Source organism: Rhodococcus koreensis (assembly GCF_017068375.1).
Taxonomy (GTDB): Bacteria; Actinomycetota; Actinomycetes; order Mycobacteriales; family Mycobacteriaceae; genus Rhodococcus_F; species Rhodococcus_F koreensis.
The window spans coordinates 1,837,236-1,863,766 of sequence record NZ_CP070609.1 but is presented as its reverse complement, the minus strand read 5'-3'; the positions used below and the strand labels follow the sequence as shown (position 1 = coordinate 1,863,766).

Annotated in this window: 26 protein-coding genes and 3 pseudogenes; 13 read left to right on the top strand and 16 right to left on the bottom strand. The window is 66.2% G+C overall.

Annotation, left to right across the window (positions count from 1 at the left end):
• Positions 1-35 precede the first annotated feature (35 nt).
• Positions 36-932 (top strand): LLM class flavin-dependent oxidoreductase, encoded by an 897-nt coding sequence (locus tag JWS14_RS08675; RefSeq protein WP_206012895.1) that lies wholly within the window; start codon positions 36-38, stop codon positions 930-932.
• Positions 933-967: 35 nt separating this feature from the next.
• On the opposite strand, the gene JWS14_RS08670 is transcribed toward JWS14_RS08675, so the two are convergent.
• On the bottom strand, positions 968-2,143 hold the full coding sequence (locus tag JWS14_RS08670; protein WP_206012894.1) for a serine/threonine-protein kinase: 1,176 nt from the start codon (positions 2,141-2,143) through the stop codon (positions 968-970).
• 61 nt (positions 2,144-2,204) lie between these two features.
• On the opposite strand from JWS14_RS08670, the gene JWS14_RS08665 reads away from it, so the two are divergent.
• Positions 2,205-3,602: a plasmid pRiA4b ORF-3 family protein gene (locus JWS14_RS08665; protein WP_206012893.1), complete on the top strand. Its 1,398-nt coding sequence runs from the start codon at positions 2,205-2,207 to the stop codon at positions 3,600-3,602.
• Between the two features lie 23 nt (positions 3,603-3,625).
• Here the strand turns inward: JWS14_RS08665 and JWS14_RS08660 are convergent, their stop codons facing one another.
• From JWS14_RS08660 to JWS14_RS08645, 4 genes are all read right to left on the bottom strand, one after another.
• Positions 3,626-4,102 carry a hypothetical protein gene (locus JWS14_RS08660; RefSeq protein WP_095865833.1) on the bottom strand — a complete coding sequence of 159 codons (477 nt, stop codon included), beginning with the start codon at positions 4,100-4,102 and terminating at the stop codon, positions 3,626-3,628.
• A 78-nt stretch (positions 4,103-4,180) separates the two neighbouring features.
• Positions 4,181-4,822 carry a hypothetical protein gene (locus JWS14_RS08655; RefSeq protein ID WP_095865832.1) on the bottom strand — a complete coding sequence of 214 codons (642 nt, stop codon included), beginning with the start codon at positions 4,820-4,822 and terminating at the stop codon, positions 4,181-4,183.
• Between the two features lie 73 nt (positions 4,823-4,895).
• Positions 4,896-5,294 (bottom strand): hypothetical protein, encoded by a 399-nt coding sequence (locus JWS14_RS08650; protein ID WP_241031296.1) that lies wholly within the window; start codon positions 5,292-5,294, stop codon positions 4,896-4,898.
• Positions 5,295-5,528: 234 nt separating this feature from the next.
• Positions 5,529-6,146 (bottom strand): DUF4352 domain-containing protein, encoded by a 618-nt coding sequence (locus JWS14_RS08645; protein ID WP_095865831.1) that lies wholly within the window; start codon positions 6,144-6,146, stop codon positions 5,529-5,531.
• Between the two features lie 205 nt (positions 6,147-6,351).
• Between JWS14_RS08645 and JWS14_RS08640 the strand changes: the two genes are divergently transcribed.
• The 5 genes from JWS14_RS08640 (at position 6,352) to JWS14_RS08620 (ending at position 10,240) form a co-directional block, all read left to right on the top strand.
• Positions 6,352-7,572: a sensor histidine kinase gene (locus JWS14_RS08640; RefSeq protein ID WP_241031295.1), complete on the top strand. Its 1,221-nt coding sequence runs from the start codon at positions 6,352-6,354 to the stop codon at positions 7,570-7,572.
• A 60-nt stretch (positions 7,573-7,632) separates the two neighbouring features.
• Positions 7,633-8,289, top strand: a complete 657-nt coding sequence (locus JWS14_RS08635; RefSeq protein WP_206012891.1) for a response regulator — start codon at positions 7,633-7,635, stop codon at positions 8,287-8,289.
• 159 nt (positions 8,290-8,448) lie between these two features.
• Positions 8,449-8,901, top strand: a complete 453-nt coding sequence (locus JWS14_RS08630; RefSeq protein WP_206015947.1) for a hypothetical protein — start codon at positions 8,449-8,451, stop codon at positions 8,899-8,901.
• A gap of 37 nt (positions 8,902-8,938) precedes the next feature.
• Entirely contained in the window at positions 8,939-9,127 is a 189-nt protein-coding gene (locus JWS14_RS08625) for a hypothetical protein (RefSeq protein ID WP_206012890.1), read from the top strand.
• Between the two features lie 69 nt (positions 9,128-9,196).
• Positions 9,197-10,240 carry a DNA polymerase IV gene (locus tag JWS14_RS08620; RefSeq protein ID WP_206012889.1) on the top strand — a complete coding sequence of 348 codons (1,044 nt, stop codon included), beginning with the start codon at positions 9,197-9,199 and terminating at the stop codon, positions 10,238-10,240.
• 39 nt (positions 10,241-10,279) lie between these two features.
• Here JWS14_RS08620 and JWS14_RS08615 read toward each other — a convergent pair whose 3' ends face one another.
• Positions 10,280-11,278, bottom strand: coding sequence for an MBL fold metallo-hydrolase (locus JWS14_RS08615; RefSeq protein WP_072944288.1), 999 nt, complete (start codon positions 11,276-11,278; stop codon positions 10,280-10,282).
• Positions 11,279-11,508: 230 nt separating this feature from the next.
• Between JWS14_RS08615 and JWS14_RS08610 the strand changes: the two genes are divergently transcribed.
• A complete protein-coding gene (locus JWS14_RS08610; RefSeq protein ID WP_241031293.1) occupies positions 11,509-12,390 on the top strand; it encodes a glycine-rich protein in 882 nt (293 codons plus the stop codon).
• A 101-nt stretch (positions 12,391-12,491) separates the two neighbouring features.
• Here the strand turns inward: JWS14_RS08610 and JWS14_RS08605 are convergent, their stop codons facing one another.
• Complete coding sequence (locus JWS14_RS08605; protein ID WP_072944195.1) at positions 12,492-13,004, bottom strand: CarD family transcriptional regulator; 513 nt, start codon at positions 13,002-13,004, stop codon at positions 12,492-12,494.
• Positions 13,005-13,115: 111 nt separating this feature from the next.
• On the opposite strand from JWS14_RS08605, the gene JWS14_RS08600 reads away from it, so the two are divergent.
• Positions 13,116-13,751: a TetR family transcriptional regulator gene (locus JWS14_RS08600; RefSeq protein ID WP_206012888.1), complete on the top strand. Its 636-nt coding sequence runs from the start codon at positions 13,116-13,118 to the stop codon at positions 13,749-13,751.
• Positions 13,752-13,776: 25 nt separating this feature from the next.
• On the opposite strand, the gene JWS14_RS08595 is transcribed toward JWS14_RS08600, so the two are convergent.
• The 4 genes from JWS14_RS08595 to JWS14_RS08580 all read right to left on the bottom strand — a co-directional run bounded on the left by JWS14_RS08595 (position 13,777) and on the right by JWS14_RS08580 (position 16,474).
• Positions 13,777-14,187 (bottom strand): YjbQ family protein, encoded by a 411-nt coding sequence (locus JWS14_RS08595; RefSeq protein ID WP_206012887.1) that lies wholly within the window; start codon positions 14,185-14,187, stop codon positions 13,777-13,779.
• A 69-nt stretch (positions 14,188-14,256) separates the two neighbouring features.
• Complete coding sequence (locus tag JWS14_RS08590; RefSeq protein WP_206012886.1) at positions 14,257-14,553, bottom strand: hypothetical protein; 297 nt, start codon at positions 14,551-14,553, stop codon at positions 14,257-14,259.
• 699 nt (positions 14,554-15,252) lie between these two features.
• A complete protein-coding gene (locus JWS14_RS08585; RefSeq protein ID WP_095865825.1) occupies positions 15,253-15,942 on the bottom strand; it encodes a TerD family protein in 690 nt (229 codons plus the stop codon).
• Positions 15,943-16,054: 112 nt separating this feature from the next.
• Entirely contained in the window at positions 16,055-16,474 is a 420-nt protein-coding gene (locus tag JWS14_RS08580) for a CoA-binding protein (RefSeq protein WP_095865824.1), read from the bottom strand.
• Positions 16,475-16,552: 78 nt separating this feature from the next.
• Here JWS14_RS08580 and JWS14_RS08575 point away from each other — a divergent pair.
• Positions 16,553-18,169: pseudogene (locus tag JWS14_RS08575) on the top strand (NERD domain-containing protein); the annotation flags it as partial.
• Positions 18,170-18,174: 5 nt separating this feature from the next.
• Here the strand turns inward: JWS14_RS08575 and JWS14_RS51720 are convergent.
• A pseudogene (locus tag JWS14_RS51720) lies at positions 18,175-18,321 on the bottom strand (pyridoxamine 5'-phosphate oxidase); the annotation flags it as partial.
• A gap of 12 nt (positions 18,322-18,333) precedes the next feature.
• Between JWS14_RS51720 and JWS14_RS08570 the strand changes: the two are divergent.
• Positions 18,334-18,477 (top strand): hypothetical protein, encoded by a 144-nt coding sequence (locus tag JWS14_RS08570; RefSeq protein ID WP_206012885.1) that lies wholly within the window; start codon positions 18,334-18,336, stop codon positions 18,475-18,477.
• A gap of 126 nt (positions 18,478-18,603) precedes the next feature.
• Here JWS14_RS08570 and JWS14_RS08565 read toward each other — a convergent pair whose 3' ends face one another.
• The gene (locus JWS14_RS08565; RefSeq protein ID WP_206012884.1) at positions 18,604-19,872 is read right to left on the bottom strand and encodes an IS110 family RNA-guided transposase; all 1,269 of its coding nucleotides are present in this window, start codon (positions 19,870-19,872) and stop codon (positions 18,604-18,606) included.
• A gap of 312 nt (positions 19,873-20,184) precedes the next feature.
• Between JWS14_RS08565 and JWS14_RS08560 the strand changes: the two genes are divergently transcribed.
• Positions 20,185-21,075 carry an IS982 family transposase gene (locus JWS14_RS08560; protein WP_206012883.1) on the top strand — a complete coding sequence of 297 codons (891 nt, stop codon included), beginning with the start codon at positions 20,185-20,187 and terminating at the stop codon, positions 21,073-21,075.
• A 273-nt stretch (positions 21,076-21,348) separates the two neighbouring features.
• On the opposite strand, the pseudogene ribB reads toward JWS14_RS08560, so the two are convergent.
• The 3 genes and pseudogenes from ribB to JWS14_RS08545 all read right to left on the bottom strand — a co-directional run bounded on the left by ribB (position 21,349) and on the right by JWS14_RS08545 (position 23,528).
• Positions 21,349-22,521: pseudogene (ribB, locus tag JWS14_RS08555) on the bottom strand (3,4-dihydroxy-2-butanone-4-phosphate synthase).
• Entirely contained in the window at positions 22,518-23,048 is a 531-nt protein-coding gene (locus tag JWS14_RS08550) for a flavin reductase family protein (RefSeq protein ID WP_206012882.1), read from the bottom strand. Before JWS14_RS08550 ends, ribB begins: the two are co-directional and overlap by 4 nt.
• Before the next feature lie 84 nt (positions 23,049-23,132).
• Positions 23,133-23,528: a nuclear transport factor 2 family protein gene (locus JWS14_RS08545; RefSeq protein WP_206012881.1), complete on the bottom strand. Its 396-nt coding sequence runs from the start codon at positions 23,526-23,528 to the stop codon at positions 23,133-23,135.
• Between the two features lie 323 nt (positions 23,529-23,851).
• Between JWS14_RS08545 and JWS14_RS08540 the strand changes: the two genes are divergently transcribed.
• The gene (locus JWS14_RS08540; protein ID WP_206012880.1) at positions 23,852-26,521 is read left to right on the top strand and encodes a LuxR C-terminal-related transcriptional regulator; all 2,670 of its coding nucleotides are present in this window, start codon (positions 23,852-23,854) and stop codon (positions 26,519-26,521) included.
• Positions 26,522-26,531: the final 10 nt, after the last annotated feature.

The following is a 26,531-nucleotide window of genomic DNA, read 5'->3' as shown; positions in this document are numbered from 1 at the left end:
GAGGGGAGTCCAGCGATCCGAGAAGGGACGCCACCATGACCGACTACGGCAGGACCCCGCAGTTCGGGGTGTTCGTCACCCCGACGGTGGAGTTGCTGGCCAACACGTTCGAACTCGCCGCGCTCGCCGACGAGACCGGACTCGACCTGATCGGCGTCCAGGATCACCCGTACCAGGCGAAATTCCTCGACTGCTGGTCGCTGATGGGCATGCTGCTGGCGCGGACCGAACGGGTGCGGGTGTTTCCCGATGTCGCGTGCCTGCCGCTCCGCCCGCCGGCGACGATGGCGAAGGCCGCGGCCAGCCTCGACGTGATGTCGGGAGGCCGGTTCGAGGTGGCGTTGGGTGCGGGTGCGTTCTGGGAAGCGATCGGCGCGATGGGCGGTGACGTGCGCACGCCCGGGCAGGCCGCGACGGCGGTGGAGGAAGCGGTCGAGGTGATCCGCCTGATGTGGTCCGGTGAGCGTGCCGTGTACTCCGGCGGTGAGCACTACCGCCTCGAGGGCGTGCACCCCGGACCGGTCCCGGCGCACAGTATCGGGATCTGGCTGGGCGTCGGTGGCCCCCGAATGCTGCGGGCGCTGGGACGCTCGGCCGACGGGTGGGTGCCGTCGAGTTCCTATTTCCCGCCGGAGATTCTGCCGGGCATGCACGCGAAGATCGACGCGGGTGCTGCGGACGCCGGCCGCGATCCGGCTTCGATCGTCCGCGTCTACAACGTGTTCGGCCGGGTGAGCGACAGTCGGTCGGACACGCTGTTCCACGGCACCCCTGAGCAATGGGTGAGCCAACTGACGGACCTCGTGGTGGAGACGGGAATGGACACATTCGTCTTCGGCACCGACGGCGACGACCTCGACCAGGTCAGGAAGTTCGCGACCGACGTCGCGCCCGCGGTCCGGGCCGCGGTGGACGCGCGTCGCGGCTCCTGATGGGCGCATGCCCCACCGCGGCAATCCCGATCAGGTCAGTTGCCGTCCTTGTCTTTGTCCTTGTCCTTGGTCTTGCCGTTCCCGTTGTTGCCGTTGCTGTTTCCCGGACCGGTCTTCGGGGCGTCGACCGGCGGCGCCGGTGCGACGGGTTCGACGTCGACGGTGCCGCTCGGCGGAGACACGGGCGCCGGGGGCGGGGCGACGGCGGTGGTGCTCGGGCCGGGACCGACGGTGCCGTTCTGATTCTGCGACGCGATGGCCAGTGCCGCCACGGCGGCGGCCACCAGCAGAGCGGCGACGGCGGCGATGATCACGCCGGTCCTCCCGGGTCGCCGATGCTGGGGTGCCGGCCGGTGAACGGATGTGGTGGGCGTGAATGCCCTCGTCGGCGGCGGGTGTGCGACGGGCGTTCCGAGAACGGCGGCCCGCATCGACTGGGCGTCGGCGTGCCGCTGCCGCGGATCGCGGGACATCGCCCGTTCGATCGTGTGCACGAGGTTCGGGTCGGCGTCCGGACGCACCTCGTGGAGGGGTCGGGCCGCCCCGTCGGTGATGGCCCGGGCGAGCGACAGGATGTTGTCGCCGGCGAACGGCCGGTGCCCGGCGAGGGCCTCGTAGCCGACGACGCCGACCGCGTACAGGTCGTCGTCGGTCGTGGCGGGTGTGCCCAGGATGCGATCCGGACTGAGATAGGCCACGGTGCCCAGCACCTGTCCCGTCGCCGTGTGGTCGGACGCCGCGCTCTTCGCGATGCCGAAGTCGGCGACCTTCACCGTGCCCGACGCGGTGAACAGCACGTTCCCCGGTTTGATGTCGCGGTGCAGGATCCCGGCACCGTGAGCGGCGCCGACGGCGGCGAGCACGTCGGCAAGGATCGATCGCACCCGCGCGTCGGGTAGGGGTCCGGTGGCGATCTCGTCGGCGAGGGTTCGCCCGGGCAGGCTTTCCATCACGATGTAGGCCACTCCCGCGTCCTCGCCGCAGTCGTGCACCGCGACCACGTTCGGGTGGTTCAACGTCGCGGCCAGCCGGGCCTCGGCCTCGAACCGCCGGCGGGTGTCGGGGACGGACGCGAGTTCGGGGCGCAGCACCTTGATCGCGACCGGGCGCTCGAGGCGCAGGTCCCACCCGTCGTGGACGTCGGCCATCCCGCCTCGGCCCAGCACTCCCCGCAGTTGGTACCGACCTGCGAGAAGTGCGGACACAGACATGCCTTCACGCTATCGTCACCACTTGTGCCGGACACTTCTGCCTCCCGCCTACCATGACGCCATGACCGCTTCGGGTAAACGCCGACACCTGTCCGTCGTTCCTGACGTGCCGGTGATCGTCCGGCCGTCCGAACGGCGGGGCCGACGCCGCGTCGCGGGCTACCACCTGCGTATCGAACTCGACGAGGTGTCGCCGCCGATCTGGCGCCAATTCGTGGTGCCGTCGAACCTGCGGCTGCACGAGTTGCATCCGATCGTGCAGACGATCATGGGCTGGCAGGACAGCCACCTGCATTCGTGGGTCGGCGGTGAGCCGCCCGCGTCGGAGCGCTACGACATGCGCGAGAGCATCGAGGAGGGTTTCGCCGACGAGGACGACGAGTTGTGCGAGGACGCGGTGCGGCTCGATCAGGTGCTCGCCGAACCGGGGGAGCAGCTGTCCTATCTGTACGACTTCGGCGACGGCTGGGAGCACACGATCGTGCTCGAACGGATCGACACCGACGCCTCGGAGCCGACCGTCACCTGCCTCGCCGGCGCCCGCGCGTGCCCGCCCGAGGATTGCGGCGGACCGGGCGGATACGACGACCTGCTGAAGGTCCTCGCGACGCCGTCGCACCCCGGTCATCACGACGCCGGGGCGTGGGTCGGGCCGGGCTTCGCACCCGAATCGTTCGGCGTCGACACCGTGAACCGTGGCCTGCGGATCGAAGCGGTCATCCGTGACCACGGGCCGGTGACGGATTCGAAGTTCGCGGCACTGCTGCGACGGATCCCCCATCAAGCTGCCCCGCAAGTCTTTTCGCTTCTCGAGCGCGCCCACCTCACCGACCGGCTGGGCGACATCCACGAAACGATCGAAGCGGCGACATTCCACCTGCGGTGGTTCCTGAACCGCATCGGTCCCGACGGCATCACACTGACCCAGGCGGGCTACCTGCCACCGGCCGTGGTGGCGGAGATGCGGCGGGAACTGCCGGGCTTCGACGACTGGCCCGCCACCAGCAACCGCGAGTCGGATCAGCGGCCGGTCCACCTGCTCCGCGAATACGCCAAGACCCTGGGACTGGTGCGCAAATACAAGGGCAAACTGATTCGCACCAATCTCGGCTCCGCGACGGCAAGCGATGCACGTCGGCTGTGGGCACACCTTCTCGACCGGCTGCCACTGGCGGACGAGCCCATCGAGCGGGAGGCCGGATACCTCGTGCTCCTCACCCTCGCCGCCGGCACCACGTCGGACGAACGCCGGGACGTCATCGCCGAAGGCCTCGCCGCCCTCGGCTGGCAGACGAGCGACGGGACCATCGTCGGCCGGGAAGAACTCTTCTGGATCGCCCGCCCCACGATTTCGTTCCTCGAACTCACCGGCGCCATGGTCGAGGGCTGGGTCCAGCGCGACCAGCCGATGGACCCCGTCTGGGGTCGCCTCTTCGCGCAGATGGTGCTGTCGATGTAGGTGGACTGTTCGTTTTGTCCGGGCTAACTGCCCGACGATCCTGCCATCAACAGCACACCGAGAATGGACGGCATCGCAGCGGACCCCACAGCCGCCGAACCGATACCCGCGCCGAGTCCGAGGGTCGTCATGTTGCGGTAGTCGACGGCTTCGATGGGCGGAAGCCCGGGAATCGGGTTGGGAACAGGGTCCGCTCGACGCCAGCCTCCGCACCGGTGGGTGGTGAATTTCGCGTCGCCCGGCTTGATCTCGATGGTTTGTGAACCCTCGCCGAAGGAATTTTCGAGAATCGAACTGTCGGATGCGGTGCGCGACCAGTAACAGCTGCTGCCACCCGACGACGACCACAAGCCGGGTTGTAGGTCTTGCGGGCCGTAACCGACTCGGTACGTGCCGTCGCCGCTCAGGTAAGTGCCCGCGTTGGCCACGCCAGCGCCGGACACCGCTATTGCTACCGCCGACGACGCGCACAGCATCGCCCCCACGAACTTGTGCTTCACTAAATCTCCCTTGTGATGTGTCGACCGGTCTTGTGCGCGGTCATGATGGAGTGGGCTGAGTTCTGGGCCGCTGCGTGGTTAGCCAGTCTTCGTCCACGTCCCGCAGTCTTGGCTCTTGAACGCGGCGTCCGACGACGAGATCGTGACGACGGACGGACCGCTGGGTACGTCGTTGGCAATCAGGTCGTCGAATTCACCTGACGTGCCGGACAAGCGTTCCCAGTAGCAGTACGGACCGCCGGTGGTGCGGTAGGTGCCCGGATTGATGTCGACGCCCACTCGGTGGAGTCCACTGCCGAACGTCGATCGGGCAGCGTCGGCTTCGCGGGGGACGAGTCGTTGCTCCCGGCTGTCCAGTTGTTGCTTCCGCTCGTCGAGTTGAGCGTTCACGGTGACCGCATGCTGGTTTGCTGCCACCTGCGTTTCCTGTGCCTTCTTCATGGCCGCTTCCGCGTCGCCTGCCGCCTTCTCGGCGTCGGCAGCCTTCCCCGCGACTTCAGCGCTTTGCGCAGCCAGGGCCTCGCGCTCACCGGCGAGCGCGGCGTCGATCTTGGCCTGGTTCTCTGCCTCGCTGGGGGTGGTCGAGAGGCCGATTCCCACACCGGCCGCAAGGGCGACGACGACACCGAAGATCCATGGCCAGCGCCGAAGTCGCTTGGTCTGGGGCGCATCTCCGGGAACCGGCTCAGCGACGGGGTCGAGGTAGAGGGGTTCGGTCACAGTGATCTGCCTCTGATAGTTCGGGAGCGCCCCCACCGCGGGTGCTTGTGGGGGCGATCTGCTGGGGCTGTGGTCAGGAACCGAAGATCGACGGTGCCGGTGCCGGTGCCGGTGCGGCGGGCGCCGGCCGGGCCTGGGGTTGGGCGGCGGGAGCGGGCGTCCATGTTCCGCAGTCCGTGGAGGAGAAGACCATGTCGGTCGGCTTGATGGTGACGATCACCTTCGGTGAGTGGGTGTAGTCCATGGCGATGATGTCTTCGTACTCACCGCTGGTGCCCGACAGGCGCTCCCAGTAGCACCCCATGATGTCGTCGACGGTGCCGCTGCCGACGTACGTGCCCGGGGCGATGTCGACCCCCACGATGTAATCACCGGCGCCGAACGAGGTAGCGGGTGCCGCATTCGCGATCCCGGATCCGAGGCCGGCGATTGCGAGAGTGATTGCAGCGGTGAGTGAAACCTTGCGGAACATGTAGATGATCAGCCTTTGCTCAGGATTTGCGAACCTGCGGTCGGTTCGTTGAAACGGAAAGTATCAGGCCCGTCCGACAAGTGCGCCCGGCAGGGGTCTTGAGCACAGTTTCCGGTTCCCGTTGTCATTTGAATGGCATATTGACTTGTCGGAGAATGGAATATGGGGACGGAGCACGAACAGCGGTATCGGCACGCTTCGTGCCCCGCCCCCAGACGTTTGCCCATGCGGGATCTACAGAGTGTTGATCCAGGCTAGGCGGTCGGTGGACAGCGAGAAGGTGTCCTCGAAGAGCACGACATAGGTTCCGGGGCCGGAGCCCTGGCGGGCGTCGAAGCAGACGCTGCCGGTGGCCTGACCGCCGGGCGCAATCTTCCCTGAGTTCAGCAGTTCGCGGTCAGGCGCGAACGTCGCGTCGCGAATGGCGCCGCCGGCATCCTGAAGGCTCCAATCCACATATCCGTTGAAGTCGTTCTGCTTGTCGCCGACGTTCTTGATGGTCACGGTGCTGCACAAGTACTCGCCGATCATGCTGCTCACCGGTTCGAGCGCGGCGACGGTGTAGGCGAGCCCGTCGCGAGTGATCGTGTCGCCGCCGGCCGCGGAGGTGTCTTCCTCGAGCTTGCCGGGGAAGGCGGGCCCGCTGTCGGCGGGAGCCTCCCCGTCGCCGGAACCTGCTGTGACGGTGGTGCCCTCGTCGCTCCCCGTGCTCGACGCGATGGCGATCGAGCATGCACCGAAGAGCAGGATCGGAACGCCGACCACAATCCACGGCCAGAGGCGACGCTTCTTCTTCGGCGGCTGCGGGGCAGGGTAGGGCTGGTTCTGATAGGGCTGACCGGGGTTCGTCATCTCGGATCCTCCTGTGAGTGGGTCATGCGGGTGAGGTTGCGGGCCGCAGGCCGTGGCTGCGATCGCGCTCAATGGAGAGTTCACCCGACGGGGCGCCCATCGCGGATCGTCCGAAGAGCCGGATCGATTCCTACTTTCGGTCGGAAGTCAGTTCGGGCCCCTACTTTCGGCCGATCGCGAACGTGTCGGTCCGATGCGTAGCCTCATGGCCGTGACTGCAACATCCGCTGAAATCATCCGTCGCCGCGTCTGGACCACCGGCGCGGTGACGCTCAGCGTGTTCTGTTCGCTGATGACGGTCGGTCTGTCCGGCGATTCCGCGACCGTCGCGGTGTGGAACATAGCGATCGGACTGGTGCTGAATCTGGGTGCCGCGGTCGCGTTGGTATGGCGGCACGAACGGCCGTGGCTGGTTCTGGGCGTGGCCCTGGTGGGTCCGCTGTTCTTCTCGACCGACGCCACTGCCGCCTTGATCGCGCTCTACGCACTCGCCCGGACGGAGCGGGGGCAGCAGCTGGTCGCGGCAGCGACAGCGGTGTTCCTGGCATGCGGCGTCTCGCTCACCTACGATGCGTTCCGCACCCGCGACAATTCGGTTCTGACGATGGGTTCGACACGACCGGAGGTCGGTGGGCCGAAGCCGGACTGGGATATCGCACTGTGGATTCCCTGGCTCGTTGCGGCGACGCTGGTGGCGATCGTGGTTTCGATCGCGGTGCTGAAGCACACCCGCACAGAACTGGCTCAGGCCGAGCGCAGTCGCGACCGCGCGACGGAGCAGACGCATGCGATGCGAGACGAGATGATCCGCACCGAGGAACGCACTCGCATCGCGAGGGATATGCACGACACTCTCGCCGCGAGCCTGAGCCGAATCTCCCTGTTCGCCGGGGCCTTGCAGGTCGGCGGTGCGGGCAATCCGGAGAAGATCGCGAACACCGCGTCGATGATACGCAGCACCGCGCACGAGGCGCTCGACGAACTCAAGAACATCGTCGGTGTGTTGCGGGGGTCCGGCGGGGCGAGTCGAGCGAGCGGTCACCAGGGCATCGACGGTGTCGCCGACCTGGTCCAGTCCGCCCGCGCGGCCGGTCTGCACGCCACCTATTTCGCAGACCTGCGGCCCGGCGACGTCGGCACCGTGTCCGGACACGTCACCTACCGGGTCGTGCAGGAATCGCTCACCAACGCCCAGAAGTACGCGAGCGATCAAACGATTCGCATCTCGATCAGCGGCGCCAGCGAGAACGGTATCCGAATCGACATCCGTAACAGCCTCAGTTTCCAGCCCCCGACAGTCCCGGGTGGTTCGCGCGCCGGTCTTCGCGGACTCGCCGAGCAGGCCCGTGACATCGGCGGAAAGCTCGAGGCAGGCAGGCTCGGTGGGGAGTTCGTCGTCGACTGCTGGCTCCCGTGGTTCGCCTGAGCCACATCGCCCAGACCGCGAGGCGGTGCTGTCGGTCCGGGGTAATACCCTGTGGTCACCATGACCGGAACCAACGCCATCACCGTTCTGATCGCTGACGACGATCCCTTCGTCCGGCGAGGTGTCTCCGACATCTTCGCTGCCACCACGGATATCGCCGTCGTCACAGATGTCGACGACGGGGACCGGGTGCCGGCCGCGGTCCATGCGTATCGACCGCACGTGGTGCTGATGGACCTGAAGATGCGCCGGGTCGGTGGACTCGATGCCACCCGTCACCTGATGACCCTGCAACACCCACCCCGGGTGATTGCGATGACGGCGATGGACGTCGACGACCTCGTGCTTCAGGCGGTTTCGGCCGGAGCCCACAGCTTCCTCAGCAAGGACGAACCGCCGGAGACGTTCCACCAGTCCGTTCGCGCCGTCGCGGCCGGCAACACACTGTTCAGTGAGGAGTCGCTGCGGCGGATCGTCGCGGCGAACCGGCCGCCCACCGCAGATCCCGATCGGGCGGTCCTTGCCGCGCTCAGTGCCAGGGAACGCGACGTCCTGCGGTCCCTCGCATCCGGCGCGTCGAATGCCGACATCGCTGGTCAGCTCTTCCTCAGCGAAACGACCGTCAAGACCCACATTTCGGCAGTCTTCGCCAAGCTGGGCACGCGTAACCGAGTCGAAGCGGCGCTGACCGCATTCCGGGCAGGTCTCGTCACCTGAGGGTCCTGAGACGCGAGGACCCTCACTCCGTCCGAGGACGAAGTGAGGGTGCGAGCGATTTCGCGCCGCATGTGTCGGGACCTTCTGCTTTGATACGACGCAAGGGGAGGCTTTCGACGATCCCCTGTCGTGGTTGGTCGCGAGCAAGGGAAGGTGATGATGGTCGATTCCACCGAGTTGCCCGAGGTTTCGTGGGCGGGGATGGTCGAGTGGTTGACGGGTTCGCTGGTCGATCAACCGGTCGCGCTCATCGTCGAGATCGGCCCGAATAGTTACGTCAGTGAGGACGACGATGGAGAGGTCGTCTGCGCGCAGATTCAGGTACTGGCCGGCGGTGTGTTAATGCTTCGCCGATCACGCGTCGAACTCGGGCACCTCCTGCTCGCCGACTATTCCACCGAGCACCTGCCACTCGACATCTGGCAGTTCGACGGCCATTTCGAGGACTGCACCGACGGCTATCTCTTCAGTCGCGACGCAAACCTGGTCGCGAACACGTGCGTGGCCTGGTTCCGGGACAATTGGGGCACCCGGTCAACCAGTGAACTCGGATGCTCCTATCGGTTCCCCGACGAATTGCTACCGCCCGCCGACGGCACCGATGTATTCTGAACTCTTCGCTCCGCGCGGAGTCATCATCGGAGGCGGCATGCCTACCCACCACCCCTCACGCACCTACCGCGGTTGCGCACTCTGCTCTCCGCGCAAGCGTCGCGGCATCGGTGTCGCAGCCCGCGAGACCATCCCGACGCTCCGCAAGCTCGGCAAGTCACGCAGGCTCAACCGCCGCGACCTCGGTGATCACGCCGACGACCTGTGGGAACGCAACGAACGGTGACCGCGCCCCCGTCCGGGATCTCCGTAGATTCCGGGGTTCCCGGACGGATGGGTCGGGCACACTGGTCCCATGAGTACTCCGCCGCGTCACCGGTGGGTGCTGCATGTCGATCTCGATCAGTTCATCGCCGCGGTCGAGGTGCTGCGGCACCCCGAGCTGCGGGGACGTCCGGTCGTCGTGGGTGGTCGTGGGGATCCGACCGAGCGTGCGGTGGTGTCGACGGCGTCGTACGAGGCGCGGGAGTTCGGTGTGGGTTCCGGGATGCCGATGCGGATAGCGGCACGGAAGATTCCCGACGCCGTATTCCTGCCCGTCGACGCCGAGGCGTACATGGAGGTGTCGGCGGTCGTGATGGACACCCTGCGGAAGCTGGACGTTGTCGTCGAGGTGATGGGCTGGGACGAAGCGTTTCTCGGTGTCGAGACCGATGATCCGGAGGCGTTCGCCCGCACCATCCACGACGCCGTCCTCGAGGCGACGGGGCTGCACTGTTCAGTCGGCATCGGCGACAACAAGTTACGGGCCAAGATCGCGACGGACTTCGGCAAACCGCAGGGCATCTACCGACTCACCGAGGAGAACTGGTTCGCCGTCATGGGGGAGCGCCCCACCGATGCGCTGTGGGGGATCGGTAAGAAGACCTCGAAAAAGCTTGCCGCGCTCGGTATCAATACGGTGCGCGAACTCGCCGATGCCTCGGGTCAGGAGTTGGGTGCGACTCTCGGGCCAACTATGGGTCCGTGGTACGCCAGGATCGGTCGCGGAATCGATCTCTCCCCGGTGTCCGCGGAACCGTGGGTGGCGCGGTCGCACAGCCGGGAGACGACGTTTCAGCAGAACCTCGCCGGCCGGGAGACCGTCACCGAGGAGATCCGTCGCCTCGCCGCCCGGGTCCGGGAGGACATCCTCGCGGAGAACCGCAAGGCGGTGCGAGTGGCGTTGAAGGTGCGCTACGCCCCGTTCGACACCCACACGACGAGCAAACCACTACCCGAGCCGACGTTCGATCCCGACGTGATCGCCGACGCGGCAGCAGCATTGGTCGACCGCCTCGACCACGAGCGGGAAGTCCGACTCCTCGGGGTGCGATTGGAGATGACCCCACCCACGTGAGTGGCAAAGCGTGCCCGAGGACGCTTTGCCGCTCACGTGTCAGCGGCGGGCGAAGACGGCGGGTTCGCTGTCCGGTACCTGGGCGACGAGGTCGCGGGCGACGAGGTGCCGAAGGTGTGCCGCTGCCTCGGACAGTGCCATGCCCTTGCCCATGGGGGAGATGTCGGCCCACGGCTTGTACCACTTCATGCGCTCGGCGACCTGCCACACCGTGATCTGGTCGTCGCCGAAAGCCTTGTACAGGTGGTCGAGTCGCTCTTCGTGGTGCTCGATGAGTTCGCCGGCGCGGCCCGCGACGTCGTCGATGGGGATGCCGTGCGCGCCGAGACCCCGGGTGATGTTCATCGTCTGGACGCGGCGCAGCGAGTCCATGAACTCGGCGAGGGCGTCGCGTTCCTCGAGCGGGTAGACGAAGTTGCCGACGTGCGGCGTCGTCTTCTGCAGGACGTGGTCGCCGGTGAACATCACGTCGGCGTCTTCCAGATAGAAGCAGATGTGGCCCGGGGTGTGGCCGGGGGTGTAGACGGCGCGCAGGCCGCGACCGGTGAGGGCGATGAGTTCGTCGTCGACGAGGACACGGTCGGGGGCTGAATCTGGACCCGCAGGCGGTTTCCCCGACGCGGACTTCTCGAACGCCTCCAGATCGGCCGGGGCCGCGCCGGCCCGTGTCATGTTGGCCTTCTGGAAGTCCAGCCACTCGGGGCCGTGGCCGGTCGACATGTGCTCGAACATCTCGTGATCGGATTCGTGCATCGCAATCCAGGCCCCGGAGGCCTCCCGAACGCGACCGCACAGACCTGTGTGGTCGGGGTGGAAGTGAGTGAGGACGACGCCTTCGACATCCTTGACCGAGTGCCCGATGGCCTCGAGCCCGGAGGTGAGGCCTGCCCACGCATTGTCGTCGTCCCAGCCGGCGTCGACGAGGATCAGGCCGCCGGGCGATTCCATCGCGTAGACGAGTGTGTGACCAAGGGGATTGTCGGTAATCGGGACCGGAATCTGGAAGATCCCGTCACCGATGGGCGCTGCGTCGCTCATGTGCATACCTCGTTGCCTAGAGGAACAAATTAGTTCTACTTACCTTCATAGTGACCTTTCAGCGCGGATTGCGATACCGCGGGTCCCGATTAGCGGTCCGGCATGCCCGTGACCTGGCGCTTTTGCGCGAAAGCCGACCCGGAGACCGGAATACCCACTGGAAGCCGGATGCTGTGGAATGCTCCACTCGGACCAGCTTTCACATGCTCGCGTTGCGACAGGAGACTGCTTTGACCACAAACCTCGTTCGATCACGGCGCCGGTGGTACACGACCGGAATGTGTGGACTCGCCGTAGTCGGCGCCTCGGGGCTGCTCGCCCCCAGCCTGGCGGTTGCCGCGCCGGCCGCGCTGCCTGCCGGCTGCGTGCAAGGCACCGGAACCCAGGTGACCTGCACATTCACTTCAACCGGCAGTGCGCAGTCGTTCACGGTCCCCGACGGCATTACCAGCTTGGCGGTGACGGCAACGGGCGGACGTGGTGGAAACGGTGGTCAGATCCTCGGCGGTGCCGCGGCTGTCGCGACCGGGCGGTTGACGGTCGCCGCAGGTGACGCGCTGTACATCCAGGTCGGCGGGAACGGCGGTGACGGCACCGGGCTGGCCGGATACAACGGCGGCGGAGCCGGTGGCACCGGTGCCGGTGGGGGAGGCGGGGCGTCCGACGTTCGCACCGGCTCGGGTGAGCTGGCGGATCGCCAGATCGTCGCGGCAGGCGGCGGCGGCGCGGGCGACACCTATATCGGTGGCGCAGGGAACCTGACCCCGACCGGCCCCGACGGCCAAGCGGGCGGCGGCGGGGGAGGCGGCGGCGGTGCGACCGGCGTCGCTGGTGGCGTCGGAGGCAACGGTGGCAGTGACCCGCACGGTTCGCCGGGTGAAGCCGGAATCGGAGGCGCCGCGGCAGGTGCGAGTGGCGGCGGTGGCGGCGGCTGGTTCGGCGGTGGCGGCGGCGCCGACAACTACGGCGGTGGCGGAGGCGGCGGTGGCTCGTCCTACGCGCCGGGCGGAACACTCGCGACCGCAGCGGCGGACGCAGCACCGACTGTCATCATCACCTATGGGCAGGGCTCGGGAACCGGATCACTCGGAAACCTTTTCGGCAGCAGCTGATCTCGACTCCTGTGCTGGAGACGTGAGAGATCGCAAGCCGACTCGACGACATCGGCGGCAGCCCGGAACTCTCGTCCGGGCTGCCGCCGATTTTCGTGTCGTCAGACTGCAGCGACCGCCGCGGGAGAGTCGGCGGATTCGTAGATAGCTTCGATGCGGCGCCGAGTCTCGTCCGGGTCGGACTTCATCGCGAGGACGAGTTCGGAAATGACGAGCTGCATCGCGTGCTCGAGCTGCCGCTTCTCGCCGGCCGAGAGGGGCTTTTCCTGTGAACGGGTCATCAGATCGCGGATGACTTCGCTCACCGTGAAGATTCCACCCACGGTCAGCTTTTCCTGATTGGCCTTGAACCGACGAGACCAGTTCGACGGGTCGTCCACCGTCGGCCCGCGCAGGATGTCGAAGACTCGACCAACTTCATCGTTGTTGATCGCGTTCCGAACGCCGATGGCCTCGGCTTTCGCGACCGGGATCTCGATGGACAGCCCGTTTTGAGCGACTTCGAATTGCACGTAATCAGTGGGTAGATCGTTGAACATCCGGGTCGTGAGCTTTGTGACTGTCACGGACCCATGGTGCGGGTACAGGAAAATATCACCGATATTGAGATTCATTGATTACCTACCCTTCGCATACATTATGACACACGCTGCCATGTTGACAACGGATGTCCGGATGTGAACGATCGACGCGTGGGGTTCTCCTACCGATAACGAAGGCCGTTGATGACCAGAATCGAAGTGTTCCCCGTGCCGTCTGACCTGCCCGTCGGCCCGCTGGGGTTGCGGGAGCGGCGACGTGAGCAGACGAACGTGGAGATCAGTGAGACTTCGCTCACACTGTTCGAGCGCAAGGGCGTCGAGGCCACAACCGTCGGGGAGATCGCGCAAGCAGCGGGCGTGTCTCAGCGCACATTCTTTCGATACTTCGCCACGAAGGAAGAGGCCGCGCTCCGGGACCACTGGGCCTTCGAGGTGGTCGTGGCATCACGGCTCGACCAACTCGACTCGACCCTCTCACCGAGGCTCGCGTTGGAGACGTCCTTCGCGGACGCATTGGTGACGTACGCGGACAGTTCGTCGACGCCCTGCCGGCGATTGCTGCGGGTGAACAGGCTCATCAAGAAAGAGCCTGCGCTGCGTGCTGTGCTGGCGCGCGAGAGTGTGCGGCGGACGGCGGCCCTGGTCGATGCGGTGTCGAAGAGATTCGACTGCTCCGACCTACAGATTCGCCTGGCGGTCGACGTGTCGGTCGCCGTGCTCCGGGCGGCGTTGGAGACGTGGGTGGATCGGTCTTCCACCGACGAGACGGCGAGCCTTCCTGAGATCTATTCCTCGGCAAGAGGACTCGCGCGCGCGTGATCGGACGCGTCCCGCCGGTGCTGGCTCAGGCGGCGAGGAAGCTGAATCGGACGTGCCGCACCGGGTTGTCGACATTGGTGTCGACGAGGCAGACGGACTGCCAGGTGCCCGTCGCGAGCGCGCCGTCGAAGACAGGAAGGGACGCGTATGGCGGCAGGAATGCCGGCAGCACGTGGTCGCGACCGTGTCCATGGCTGCCGTGACGATGGATCCACCGGTCGTCGCGCGGAAGCAGGTCGTCGATCGCGCGCAGCAGGTCGTCGTCGCTCCCCGCGCCGGTCTCGATGACCACGAGTCCCGCCGTGGCGTGCGGCACCCAGACATGCAGCAGCCCATCGCCGGCGCCGGCCGACGCGAGGAACTTCTCGATCTCACGGGTCAGGTCGTACACCACCGGCTCGGCGCCGGTGCGCACCTCGATCTCGGTACTGAACATAGTCACGACGGTAGCGCGATCGCGCGTGACAATCGATCGATGCGTATGCGGCCTGGTGTGTGTCGGTGGCTACCCGAAGACCGCACCGACAATGTGACCTATCCCTGCCACGATCGGAATCGCCAGCAACGCACAGAGCGGTGTCAGCAACCCGATGAGTACTCCACACGCGATGCGCCGATGGATCTGTCCCACAATGAAGAACGCAACCATTGTGACAATGCCGAGCATGAGAGCGACCCATGCCCAGGCCGGGGTGCCCGAATCAGTCGACGGATTCACGATTCCGATGACAACGAGCACGACGGTAATTGCCATGGAAAGGTAGGTGGCGGCACCGAACCAGGTGTCAGCTTTCTCGGTCACGGCGCCACCGCATACTTCGCATCGATATTGATCGCGAAGTGGATTGCCGCGAACTCCAATCCCACTAACGCAGCAGTGACAATTCCCAACGCGAACCCGCCCGATTAGCCTCGCTCGCTGTGCAATTCGTGGGTTGCACGTTCGTTGCACTCGCCAGCCCATCGAGGAGGCGCGGGCGTCGCAGCCGGGTACGAAACGACCTTCGAGGTTATCGATCACTCGAGCGACCTCGTGCACAGGCGATGCGAGCACTCACAGATCCGCTCGATCGACAGTCAGGACTCCCCCCACCCCACGCTATTTGGATCCCTCGATCCGAATACGCACTGCCACGAGAAGTGTATTTGAAACTCCTCGCCGCGTCGGCAGTGGCATGCCAAGCCCAGGACGCGGCGATGCGTGACGGTGTGTGAGGGCGCGCGTGGCTGCGGTCTCAGGATGGAAATCGTGCGTGGCGGAACGGGTTATGCTGAGTTCGCACTGTTGGTTCCTTTCGGTGTGGGGCCCGGTCCCAGCGTTCCCTTTGGCGGAGGGGGGACCGGGCATTCCGAAAATTGAGCCCACTACCCCAGGGCCACTCGGGAGCTGTGCGGGATTCCATCGGACGCCTGGCGGTCACGTGCTTGGCCGTGCCATGACGTTTGGCTCATCCATTCGTGTGGGTCGACGCGTCGAGGCATTCGCTATCGCAGGACGCTGCTACTTGCGGCCGGCGGCCCACTTCATGCCCCAGCTGTAGGTCTTGTCGAGATCGGCCTGGCTGCCTTCGACGTACTTCACTTCACGGGTCACGGTGATGCCCTGCCCGGTGTTCTGCAAGATCGCGATGGCGCAGATGCGAGCGGAGCTGTTCGCCGAGTCCAGGCGCACCTCCACCTCGGGGCCGCTGGTGGGGTAGAGGGTGACGACGCCGTCGACGGCTGCCCAGTTGGGTGCGCCGTCGTAGATCATCGCGAAGATGAGGATGCGCTTGAACATTTCCGGCCGGTCGAGGTTGATATGCATGTTTTCGCCGCCGGTCACTGTGCCGGTGCGGTCGTCGGCGTCGAGCTGGATGAACGGCGCAGCCTGCAGCGATCCGAAGCTGTTGCCGAGTGCCTGGACAACACCCTTCGATCCGTCGGCCAATTCGTAGAGACAGCCGAGGTCCAGATCGATGCCGTTGCTGCCGCCCGCGGCGGCCGCAAGTTTCGCGAAGAAGCCGGCCTTCTTGGGCTGCGGCGCCGCCCCCGTCGACCAGTTGAGGTTGACCCGCATCGCGCCCTGCCGCTCACCGGACTTCGTGAGGCTGACCGACGGCGCGGCCTTCGACAGCGTGACCTTGCTCAGATTGACTCCGCCCTGCGGTGCGGCAGGAGTGGAGGGGCGTCGGGTGTAGTCGATGGCCACAGGTGGGAACCTTCCGATTGGCTGAGCGGATCGCGTCAGAACGTTGTCCGATTTGCACGATTTCGGTCCAGGGTAGCCGTAGTCGCGTGGTCGGACTTCAGCCCGGCCACGGTCACGCTGATTCCCGCGCACTCCACTCGATCGCCGGGCAGGTGTCCATCACCATCGCGACGCCCTTTGCGGTCGTCCGCTGGAACGCGGCCTCGTCGATGACGCCCAGTTGGAACCAAACGCCTTTCGCGCCCACCGCGACGGCCTGGTCCGCGAACTCGCCGGCGGCCTCGGACTGACGGAAGACGTCGACGACGTCAATCGGAAACGGAACGTCCGCGAGTGTGGCGTATCCCTGCTCGCCGAGCACGGTCGGTGCGGTGGGATGGATGGGGACGATTCGTTTTCCTCGGCGCTGCAGCAACTCCGCAATGCGGAACGCCGTTCGGTCGGGATTGCCGGAGAGCCCGACGATCGCCCACGTTTCCCAGTCGTCGAGCATCGACGAGACGGCACTGGGGTCCTGCCACGAAGTGTCCACACCGCAAAACTACTACTCACCGCGGACTTCAGCCGGGATCGCAGAGCTGAACTGAACCGTCCGTGCGAAAGTATCCGCATGGTGATCCGTATCCCCGAGAATCCGCGCCTGGTGAATGGTTCCGAGGAATCGGTGTGGAATGCGCTGTTGGGTCAGCTCGGTGATGGTGACCTCGTGGTGGCAAACCAGCGGGTCACCGACCGACTCAAGGACCACGAGATCGATTTCGTGGTGGCGCTCGAGGGGTACGGGATCGTCTGCCTGGAGGTGAAGGGCGGGCAGATCTGGCACGACGGCAGCGATTGGTACCAAGAGCAGCGAAAAGGGCCGACGGTGATTCACCCGGTTCGGCAAGCACGGGACGCGCTGTATGCCCTGCGGAGCTACGTGGAAGCCGACCCGCGCTGGAGTCACGGGCGGCTGCGATGGGACCACGTGGTGGTCTTCCCCAACACAGAACTCACCGACGACTTCGCACTGCCGGAATGCCCACGGTGGAAGGTGATCGATCGCAGCGACCTGGACGACGTGGTGTCGCGACTGCAGAAGGTGCTGTCCGGCCAGCAGCTGGATCGGCCGGCGCTGCCCGAGGACGGGGTCGATCAGCTCACAACGGTCCTCTCCGGACGCGGACTGCCGCAACGCGACGTGGTTGCGCGAGCGATCGCGCACGAAGACGCGGCCGATGCGCTCACCGCCCAGCAGTCGGCGATACTCGACGCGATCCGGCTGTTGCACCGGGTCGAGGTGCGGGGTGGCGCCGGAAGCGGCAAGACGTTCCTCGCGGTCGAGAAGGCGCGGCGGTTGGCGAAGCAGGGGCAGCGCGTCGCACTCATCTGCTACTCGCACGGGTTGGCGTCGTATCTCGAGCGATTGACCGCCACCTGGTCCCGCAAGGAGCGTCCCGCGTACGTGGGTGAGTTCCACGCGCTGGGGCAACTGTGGGGAGCGCCCGAGGGCCCGGACGAGAGCATCCGCAACACCGACACCGTGCAGTTCTGGGAACACGACCTGCCGCGGCACATGGCGGAGTTGGCGTCGGCACTGCCGTTGCGCGACCGGTTCGACGCGGTGGTCGTGGACGAGGCACAAGACTTCGCCGACGACTGGTGGGGTCCGCTGCTGGCGGCGCTGCGTGACGACGAAGCCGGGGGCATCTACGTATTCAGCGACGAGGGGCAGCGGGTATTCGACAGGCAGGGCGTTCCGCCGATTCAACTGGTCCCGCTGGTGCTCGATCACAATCTGCGAAACACCCGTCAGATTGCGGACTCGTTCACACCGCTGGTGGGACAGCGGATGCGCCTGCTCGGCGGGGAGGGCCCCGACGTACTTTTCGTGCCCTGCGCGGCGGAGGACGCGCTGACGATTGCCGACGACCAGATCGATTCCTTGATGGACGAGGGGTGGCGTCCCGAGGATCTGGCCTTGCTTGCCACGGGCAGCCGTCACCCGGAGCAGGTGAGCCGGCAGACGGAGGGCAACGCGGCGTATTGGGACAGCTTCTGGGATACCGAGCAGGTGTTCTACGGGCACGTCCTGGGATTCAAGGGACTCGAACGGCGTGCCGTCGTGCTGGCGCTCAACGAGAAGGTGGTGCAGGAGCGTTCGCGTGAGCGGTTGTACGTCGGTCTGTCGCGGGCGCGGGATCAGCTAGTGGTGTGCGGGGATCCGGACTTCATCAGGGAGGTAGGGTTCACGTCGGGGAAGCCGCCGAGCGCCTGGGCCATGGCGAGGAGGGCGTCGGCGTGGTCGGCGTTGAGGCCTTCGATCGCCGGGCCGGCATGCGGGGTAACGGGGTCGGCGGTGGCGGCGGCGTTGGACTCATCGGTCGCGGAGTCCATTCGTGCAGACCGTAGGTGACGAACGACGCCTACGGGTCGCCGTCCCTGGCCAGGCTCGCGAGGGTGCCCACATTGGTGGTGGCGGCGGGGCGTCACCGGGAATCGGCGTCGGTCATCGAGTCCGTCAACACGGTCGTCAATGAGGGCGGGTTTCAGTAGGCTACCCACCTGATCCAGGTGCCACTAATCCGAAAATGAGGTGACCTTGCTCGTGGTGCCGGCACGCGGGTTGTCCCGGCGGAGCGCAGCGGAGCCGGGAAGGTCGTGGTGGTGTTGTTGTGCGGGTCAGGCGGCCGGGGTGAGGGTGACGGTGTAGCCGAGGGCTTCGAGTTGACGGATGTGGTTGCGTTTCTTGGTGTCCGGGTTGATATGGCGGGTGTAGTGGTCGGGGCCGAGGTCGTGGAAGGTGGTGTGGTCGTCGGAGAACAGGTGCCAGACGATGACCAGGATGGAGCGACCGACGGCGACGATGGCCCGTTTCTTACCGCGTCGTCTGGCGATGCGCCGGTACCGGGCGCCGAGGAAGGTGTCGGTGCGGCCGGCCACGACGGCGACCTCACCGAGGGCCCGGGCGAGGTAGCGGTTGCCGTGCCCGGTGGCACCGTTGCCCTTGGACTTGCCGGCCGAGGAGCTGATTCCGGGCGAGAATTTCGCCCACGAACACAGGTGCCCAGCGGTCGGGAACCGGGACATGTCCACCCCCACCTCGGCGAGAATGGCGGCGGCGGCGACGGGACCGATGCCGGGGATCTCATCCAGGCGTGCCGCCGCCGATCCGAAAGGGGCCAGCTGCGCCTCGATCTGCTCGTCGACCGCGGCGATGTCGGCGTCGATCGCGTCGATCCGGCCCAGCATCCGGGCCAGCAGGAAGGCATGGTGGTCGTCGAAGTGCCCGTTGAACGCCTCCTCGAGCCGGGCGATCTTCACCCGCATCCTCGACCGCGCCAGCTGGGCGAGGACCTTCGGGTCCCGTTCGCCGGCGATCAACGCGTCCATCATCGCGCGTCCAGATACCCCGAAGATGTCCGAGGCCACGACGGAGAGTTTGATGCAGGCGCTCTCGAGGAGTTTTTCGACCCGGTTCTTCTCTGCCGTGCGCGCCCCGACCAGATCGGTGCGGTAGCGGGTCAGGTCCCGCAGCCGGCGGATCGGCCAGGGCGGCACGAAGCTGGGTCGTAGCATCTGCCGTTCGGCGACCTTGCACAACCAGACAGCGTCGAGGACATCGGTTTTGGGCCTACCGGGCAGGTGTTTGACGTCGCGGGCATTGACCAGCCACGGATCGAGGCCGTGCGCCTCCAGAAGATAGAACACCGGTTTCCAATAATCCGACGTCGCCTCCATCACCACCCGCTCGACACCCAACTCGACCAGATGATTCGCCAGCTCGGTCAACGCCCGGGTCATCGTCGAGTGCGTGGACACCTCCTGCAACCGTTTCTTCCGTCCAGCCTCTGCCGGGATCCGGACGCAGCACACCACCTCCGCCTTGCCGATATCCAGGGCCGCGACCCGGGCGATGATCTGTTCCTCGTCGTGCGATTCCACCAGCATCGTCGTCCTCTCCTCACCGGCGCACACACCGATTGATCAGGCGTGGTCACCCGTGGGGATCACCGGGGTGAAACGGAATCTAATCCTCGTGCTCGACAACGACGGCAACAGTGAAGGGCCCACGGCGTGATCCCCAACGCCCGGCTAGATGACGGCCTCGAAGAACCATAGGGGGACGGCGTCGACGGGCGACCACCACACCATTTTCAGCCTGGAACGGGCGTCCCACCAGGGACAATTTGGCTAGATGGTTGATTCCTTGAAGGTGTGTCACTGCGGGGGTGGTAGGCGGAGGGTTTCCAAGATCAAAGCGTGACCAAAGAACTGGAAACCCTCCTGACCGAACTGTATGTGCTCATCGACGATCATGTCGTCGAACCCCGCACCGGTCGGGGTCGGCGGCCCGTGCTCAGCGATGCCGAACTGCTCACCCTGGCCGTGGCACAGATGCTGCTCGGGTTCGATTGTGAACGCCGGTGGATCCGGCACGCCCACCACAGCGTCGAGTTGCGTGCCCTGTTTCCCTACATTCCCGGACAGTCGGACTACAACAAACGTGTCAGGGCGGCACGAGGGTTGCTGTGCAAGGCAATTCAGACGCTGGCGCGGATCTCACCATCCTGGTTCGACGACCTGTGGATCACCGACGCCACCCCTGTGCCCTGCGGGATGTCTCGTGAAACGGTGAAGCGATCGGACCTGGCCGGACACGCCGGGTACGGCTATTGCGCTTCCCATTCGCGCTTCTACTGGGGGCTGAAGCTGTATCTGGTCTGTGCGGGCGACGGGATGCCGATCATGTGGTGCCTGGCGAATCCGAAGCTCGGTGAGCGTGAGGTGGTGACCGCGCTGCTCGAACGCGATCATCACCTGATTCGGTCGGGGCAGATCTTGCTCGCCGACAAAGGCTTTTCCGGCGCACAGTTCGCCGATACCACCGCCGCGATGGGTCTGAAGCTGCTACGCCCGGACCGTAAGGACGAAACGTACAAGAACGGGAATCTCGGCGGGGTGCGGCAGTGGATCGAATCGGTCAACCACACGTTGAAAGGGCAGCTTGGCCTGGAGGAACACGGTGGCCGTACCACGCACGGGGTGTTCGCCCGCGTCGCCCAGCGTGTGCTGGCGATGGCCGCCGGCATCTGGCACAACTGGAACATCGGCGCCACTGCCAAGCGATCATTGATCGCCTACGACCACTGATCCGTTCAAGGAATCAATCATCTAGATCCAGCCCTTCAGTAGCGTCGCTGTGCCGGGGCGTTGCGGCTCGGAGCCAAGCGGCGCCCCATTTCAGCGAGGACCTGTTCGGTGGCGGAGTCAAGACGTCCCTTTTTGAGGAGGCCTTGGCGGTGCAGGTCGTTACGATGTAGGCAATCTAGCCGATGGTGATTTCGAAATTGGTCGGCGTGCAGGGTCCGCGACGACATGGTCCACGACCGTGTCGAATTCTCTGAATACCAATCTGAAATGTACTCAGAGGGGTGCGACAGCCAGCGCCGTCTGCATCAGGTTGTGTCCGAGGCTGTTCCGCTTCGTCACGAGGTACTGAGTGTTGTGGTCGTTCGGTGCGGATTCAAGGGGTGTTGTGCCGGCGATCGTGATGCCGGCCGCGGTGAGGCCCGTGGCCTTGGCGGGGTTGTTGCTGAGCAGGTTGATGCGATCGATCCGGAGGTCGCGGAGGATTGCTGCGGCGTCGGTGTAGTCGCGGGCGTCGACGGGCAATTGGAGTTGGTAGGCGGCGATATTCGCGGCGAGTCCGATGCCGCGGCCTTCGTGCCCGCGGAGGTACAGCAGGACGCCGCATCAGGCGTCGGCGATGCGTTCGAGTGCGGCGGAGCGTTGTGCGCCGCAGTCGCAGCGCCGTGAGCCGAGGACGTCGCCGGTGAGGTATTCGCTGTGGACGCGGGTGAGGGCGGTGGTGCCGGCCGGTTCGCCGAACACCATGGCCAGGTGCTCGATTCCGCTGGTGGAGCGGTAGACGATGGCGGTGAAGGTGCCGTGGTCGGTGGGGATTTCGGCGTCGGCGCAGCGTTCGATGGTCGCGGTGCGGCGCCGGTAGTTCACCACTTCCTCGATGGTGACGACGGGCAGGTTCTGGCTTGCGGCGAAGGAGTGCACGTTTTCGCCGCGGAGCATGTCGCGCTTGTCTGCGGTGGTGACCGCGCAGATCAGCCCGACGGGGGACAGACCGGCGAGGGTGCACAGGTCGACGGCTGCTTCGGTGTGGCCGGGCCGAGTGAGGACTCCGCCGTCGCGGGCGCGCAGCGGGAGGACGTGGCCGGGCCTGGTGAGGTCGGTGTCGACGGTCTCGCGGTCGGCGAGCAGGCGGATAGTACGGGCCCGGTCGGCGGCGCTGATGCCGGTGGAGGTGCCTGTGGCGGCGTCGACGCTGACGGTGAACGCGGTGCCCAGCGGGTTGTCGGGATCCCCGACCATCAGGGGGAGACCGAGAGCGCGCGTTCGTTCGGCGGGCATCGCGACGCAGAAGAAGCCGGACGTGTGCCGCAGGAAGTAGGCGGCGTCTTGGGTGGTGACGAACTGTGCGGCCATCACGAGATCGGCTTCGTTCTGACGGTTTTCGTCGTCGAGGACGAGGATCGGCTTCCCGGCGCGCAGCTGCTCGAGGCACTGTTCGACGGTGTTCATGCCGGGCTCGCGGGGGTGAGCTGATGGAACGTGGACGTGTAGAACAGCAGCGGGTCGGGGGTGTCGGTGGCGCCGAGTTCGACGACACGGGCGACGACGAGGTCGTGGTCGCCGACAGCTTGGACGAGGTCGATGTGGCAGTCGACCCAGGCGTGCGCGCCGGTGAGGCGGGGAGAACCGGTGGTGGCGGGGGTCCAGTCGATTCCGTGGAATTTGTCGGTGCCGCTGCGGGCGAAGGCGCGGCCGAGTTCGTGTTGGTCGGCGGCGAGGATGTTGGCGCAGAAGCGGCCGGAGGCGGCGACCTTGGGGAAGGTGGTGGAATGCCGGCCGACGAAGAAGGCGACGAGGGCGGGGTCGAGGGAGACGGAGCTGAAGGAGCCGACGGTCAGTCCGACGGGGTTGCCGGTGTCGTCGAGTGCGGTGACGGCGACGACGCCGGTGCAGAACTTTCCGAGGACGGTGCGGTAGGCGTCCCGGATGTGTTCGGGGGTGGTGGCGGTGATGTGCGGTGAGGTGGGGGTTCGCATCGGTACCTACTTCAGGCTGTCGAAGTGAATGGTGTGGGGGAGAAGTGCCAGCCGCCGCGCTGCCACGGCGGCTGGAACGCAGAGCTACACCGAGAGCCCCGTCTTGGCCCAGAACTCCTCGAACGTCGCCGAGCACATGTCGGTGCCGCGGGTGACCTTGCCGTCCTCGAAGCGGTGCGTCATCACGATCGTGGTGTCGAGTTCGAGTTCGCCGAGGCGGCGGTACGCCCGGACGTTGGCGGTCACCAAGTCGTCACCGACGACGTCGACGGAGACGACCTCGTTGCGGGATTCGTCGAGCTTGGCCAGGACGCCGAAGGCCTCGAGGAACTCCGCCTTGGTGTAGAGGCGGAGGGTTCCCTCGAGCGTGAAACCGGCCCACGTCATCTCGTCCGAGTACAGCTCCACGAGCGGAACCGGGTTCCCCTCGTCTGCGGCGGCGAAAGCTGTCTTCAGGGCTGCGGCATTGCTGTTGGTCATGCGGACTCCATCGTCGCTTCGGATATGTCGGCACCACGTGTCGTTCCTGTGGTGTGCATCACCCTGCCCGTGCGCGGAGCCTGGCGGAACCGTCCAGCTACGTGGTTCGCTACGGTCACACCAATCCGAACCCGGTGACCCGAATCTGCGCAGTTAAACGCCACTTTCTCGGCTCGGGCCCGGGTGTGAGTACGAAAGGCCACGGTCACGATGACACATCTTGACCCCCGAAAGTTGACAGGAGGTGCGACCAGCGACCAGGGTGATCCAGATCTCAATCACCGGGAGGTCGACCGACCGGTTACGAGTCCAGAAGGGGCCTTGTGAACGCTGACGAGTGGGATGAGATTCGCCGACTCCACCGGCAAGGATCCCCCATCAAGCACATCGCTGTGCAGCTCGGAATGTCGCGCAACACGGTGCGCCGCGCGCTGACTCTCGACCACCCGCCCACCGACCACCGAAGCCGACGCGGCTCCGTCGCCGACCCCGTCGATTCGGCCATTCGGGAGCTGATCGCCGACGACCCCGGCATCGCGATCGCGGAGATCGCGCGCCGGATCCAATGGGCCAAGTCGAGGACCACGCTGGCCCGCAGGGTCACGAGCATCCGTGCGGAACGGTCGACCGGCGAACCTCACGACAGCCCCGCCGACACGGTGCCCGCGGCTCCGTCGGTCCCGGTCTACGGATCGAGTTTCGTGGGCCGTCGCACCGAACTGCTCGAACTGCGAAAACTGCTCGGTGACCACCGGCTCGTGACGATCACCGGCCCGGGCGGAATGGGCAAGACCCGCTTCGCGATCCATGCCGCCGGCGAGTACCGCCGCGCGTTTCCGGACGGTGTGCGCGTGATCGAACTCGCCGCGCTGCGCAGCCCCGACCTCCTGACCCAGACCGTCGTGGACGGGCTCGCCCTCGCCAACCGCGACATGCATGCCAGCCCGACGGAGAACACCATCATCGAGTATCTCCGGACGCGGCGGATGCTCCTGATCCTCGACAACTGCGAGCACCTCCTCGACGAATGCGCGCAACTGGTGTCGGTGCTGCTGCGCTCCACGACCGAACTGCGCATCATCACCACCAGCCGCGAGATACTCTCGGTTCCCGACGAATTCGTCTTCCCGCTCTCCCCGCTGCCCACGGTCAACGGAACGGCGTCGGCCTCGCCGGCCCGCGGGACGGGAAGCGCGGTGGAACTGTTCGTGAACCGGGCCGCCGCCGTCCTCTCGAAATTCGAGCTCACCGAGGACAACCGCGACGCGGTAATGCGCGTCTGCGATCGCCTCGACGGCCTGCCTCTCGCCATCGAATTGGCCTGCGCGCGACTGCCGGTGCTGTCGGTGTACGAACTGGCGGATCGGCTCGATCACCGGCTCAATCTCCTCACCACCGGCAACCGCACCGGGCCGCAGCGGCACCGCAGCCTGCAGGCGACGATGGACTGGAGCTACGAACTCTGCACGCGCGAACAGCAACTCCTCTGGTCACGCGCCTCGGTGTTCGCGGGCGGATTCGACCTCGGCATGGCCGAAGAGGTGTGTAGCGACGACGACGTCCCGGCGGACACCGTGCTCGACGGCATCTCGGCGCTGGTCGGCAAATCGATCCTGCACCGCGAAGAGGGCGGCACGCACGTGCGGTTCCGGATGCTCGAGTCGATCCGCGAATACGGGAACAGCAAGCTGACCGCCGCGGAGATGGACACCCTGACGCTGCGGCACCTGCGCTGGTGTACGCGGCTGGTGACCACGACGGCCGACAGTTGGTTCAGTGCCGACCAACGCGCCGGAAGCGAGAAACTGCGTCGCAACCATGCCAATATCCGGTCGGCGTTGCACGCGGCTCTGCTGGATTCGTCCGACGACGACGAAGTGCGGATGGCCGCGGACATGGTCTCGCGCGCCTGGTTCCTCTGGTCGTGCGGGTTCTCGGTGCGCGAGCATCGGATGTGGCTGAACCGCATTCTCGAACGGGAGACGGCGCCGACGGCCACCAGGGGGCGGATGCTCGTCAACCTCGGCCTCGTCCAGACCCTGCAGGGCGACCGCGAATCCGCCGACTCGGCGCTCATCGAGGCCAACGCCGTCAACCTGACCGCCGCCGACGCCATCACCGGCGCGTTCACGGCGGACGTCATGGGGCTGAAGGCCTTCTTCGCCGGCGATTTCGAGGAGGCGGAACGGCGGCTCACGGCGGCGCTGGAAATGTATGAAGAGATCCCGGACCGTGAGGATCTCGCCCACACGCTGCGCGTCCACCTCGGGATGCTGTACTGCTTCACCGACGAGACGGCGCGTGCCACCGAACTCTTCGAGACGGTGAACGAGCGTGCCCTCGCGGTCGGGGAGTCGTGGCTGCGTTCCTACGCCGTCTACGGGCTCGGGCTGGTGGCATTGATGAACGAGGAGTTCGAGGACGCACTCCGGCTCGGCTCCGAAAGCCTGCGCCTGCGGCGTGACTTCGACGACGTCGTCGGAACCACCCTGGTCACCGACCTTCTGGGATGGGCCGAAGCCGAGGCAGGGTCGGCGGAGCGGTCGGCCGTGCTCCTCGGTGCCGCCTCCTCGATGTGGGAGTCGTTCGGCATGCAGCTGTACGGCTCGAGCCACTGGGTCGAGCAACGCGCACGCTTCGAGAAGCAGGCGCGAAAGTCTCTGGGAAACGATCAGTTCGAGAAGTGCCACACCGGCGGGGCCGCGATGTCGGTCTCCGAGATCACCGGATTCGTCCTGGGGGAGTCGGTACCGTCCGGGGATCCGGCTCCCGGGGGTGGCACGCGCCCGGAAGACCTCCTCTCCCCGAGGGAGCAGGAGGTGGCGACGCACGTCGCCGCCGGCATGACCAACAAGGAGATCGCCGCCAAGCTGGTGCTGTCGCCGCGCACGGTGGAAGGGCACGTCGAACATATTCTGGAAAAGCTCGGGATGAGCAGGCGCCACGAGATCGCCGCCGCGTTAGCGCACGCGGGGCGGGGCACGCCGAGCTAGTTCCGCGTGC

Excerpts from the sequence above, each read along its gene's own strand:
- JWS14_RS08675 (WP_206012895.1), top strand. The coding sequence starts at position 36 with ATGACCGACTACGGCAGGACCCCGCAGTTCGGGGTGTTCGTCACCCCG.
- JWS14_RS08670 (WP_206012894.1), bottom strand. The coding sequence starts at position 2,143 with ATGTCTGTGTCCGCACTTCTCGCAGGTCGGTACCAACTGCGGGGAGTG.
- JWS14_RS08665 (WP_206012893.1), top strand. The coding sequence starts at position 2,205 with ATGACCGCTTCGGGTAAACGCCGACACCTGTCCGTCGTTCCTGACGTG.
- JWS14_RS08650 (WP_241031296.1), bottom strand. The coding sequence starts at position 5,294 with ATGTTCCGCAAGGTTTCACTCACCGCTGCAATCACTCTCGCAATCGCC.
- JWS14_RS08645 (WP_095865831.1), bottom strand. The coding sequence starts at position 6,146 with ATGACGAACCCCGGTCAGCCCTATCAGAACCAGCCCTACCCTGCCCCG.
- JWS14_RS08640 (WP_241031295.1), top strand. The coding sequence starts at position 6,352 with ATGGCCGTGACTGCAACATCCGCTGAAATCATCCGTCGCCGCGTCTGG.
- JWS14_RS08635 (WP_206012891.1), top strand. The coding sequence starts at position 7,633 with ATGACCGGAACCAACGCCATCACCGTTCTGATCGCTGACGACGATCCC.
- JWS14_RS08630 (WP_206015947.1), top strand. The coding sequence starts at position 8,449 with ATGGTCGATTCCACCGAGTTGCCCGAGGTTTCGTGGGCGGGGATGGTC.
- JWS14_RS08625 (WP_206012890.1), top strand. The coding sequence starts at position 8,939 with ATGCCTACCCACCACCCCTCACGCACCTACCGCGGTTGCGCACTCTGC.
- JWS14_RS08620 (WP_206012889.1), top strand. The coding sequence starts at position 9,197 with ATGAGTACTCCGCCGCGTCACCGGTGGGTGCTGCATGTCGATCTCGAT.
- JWS14_RS08615 (WP_072944288.1), bottom strand. The coding sequence starts at position 11,278 with ATGAGCGACGCAGCGCCCATCGGTGACGGGATCTTCCAGATTCCGGTC.
- JWS14_RS08605 (WP_072944195.1), bottom strand. The coding sequence starts at position 13,004 with ATGAATCTCAATATCGGTGATATTTTCCTGTACCCGCACCATGGGTCC.
- JWS14_RS08600 (WP_206012888.1), top strand. The coding sequence starts at position 13,116 with ATGACCAGAATCGAAGTGTTCCCCGTGCCGTCTGACCTGCCCGTCGGC.
- JWS14_RS08595 (WP_206012887.1), bottom strand. The coding sequence starts at position 14,187 with ATGTTCAGTACCGAGATCGAGGTGCGCACCGGCGCCGAGCCGGTGGTG.
- JWS14_RS08565 (WP_206012884.1), bottom strand. The coding sequence starts at position 19,872 with ATGCTGGTGGAATCGCACGACGAGGAACAGATCATCGCCCGGGTCGCG.
- JWS14_RS08550 (WP_206012882.1), bottom strand. The coding sequence starts at position 23,048 with ATGCGAACCCCCACCTCACCGCACATCACCGCCACCACCCCCGAACAC.
- JWS14_RS08545 (WP_206012881.1), bottom strand. The coding sequence starts at position 23,528 with ATGACCAACAGCAATGCCGCAGCCCTGAAGACAGCTTTCGCCGCCGCA.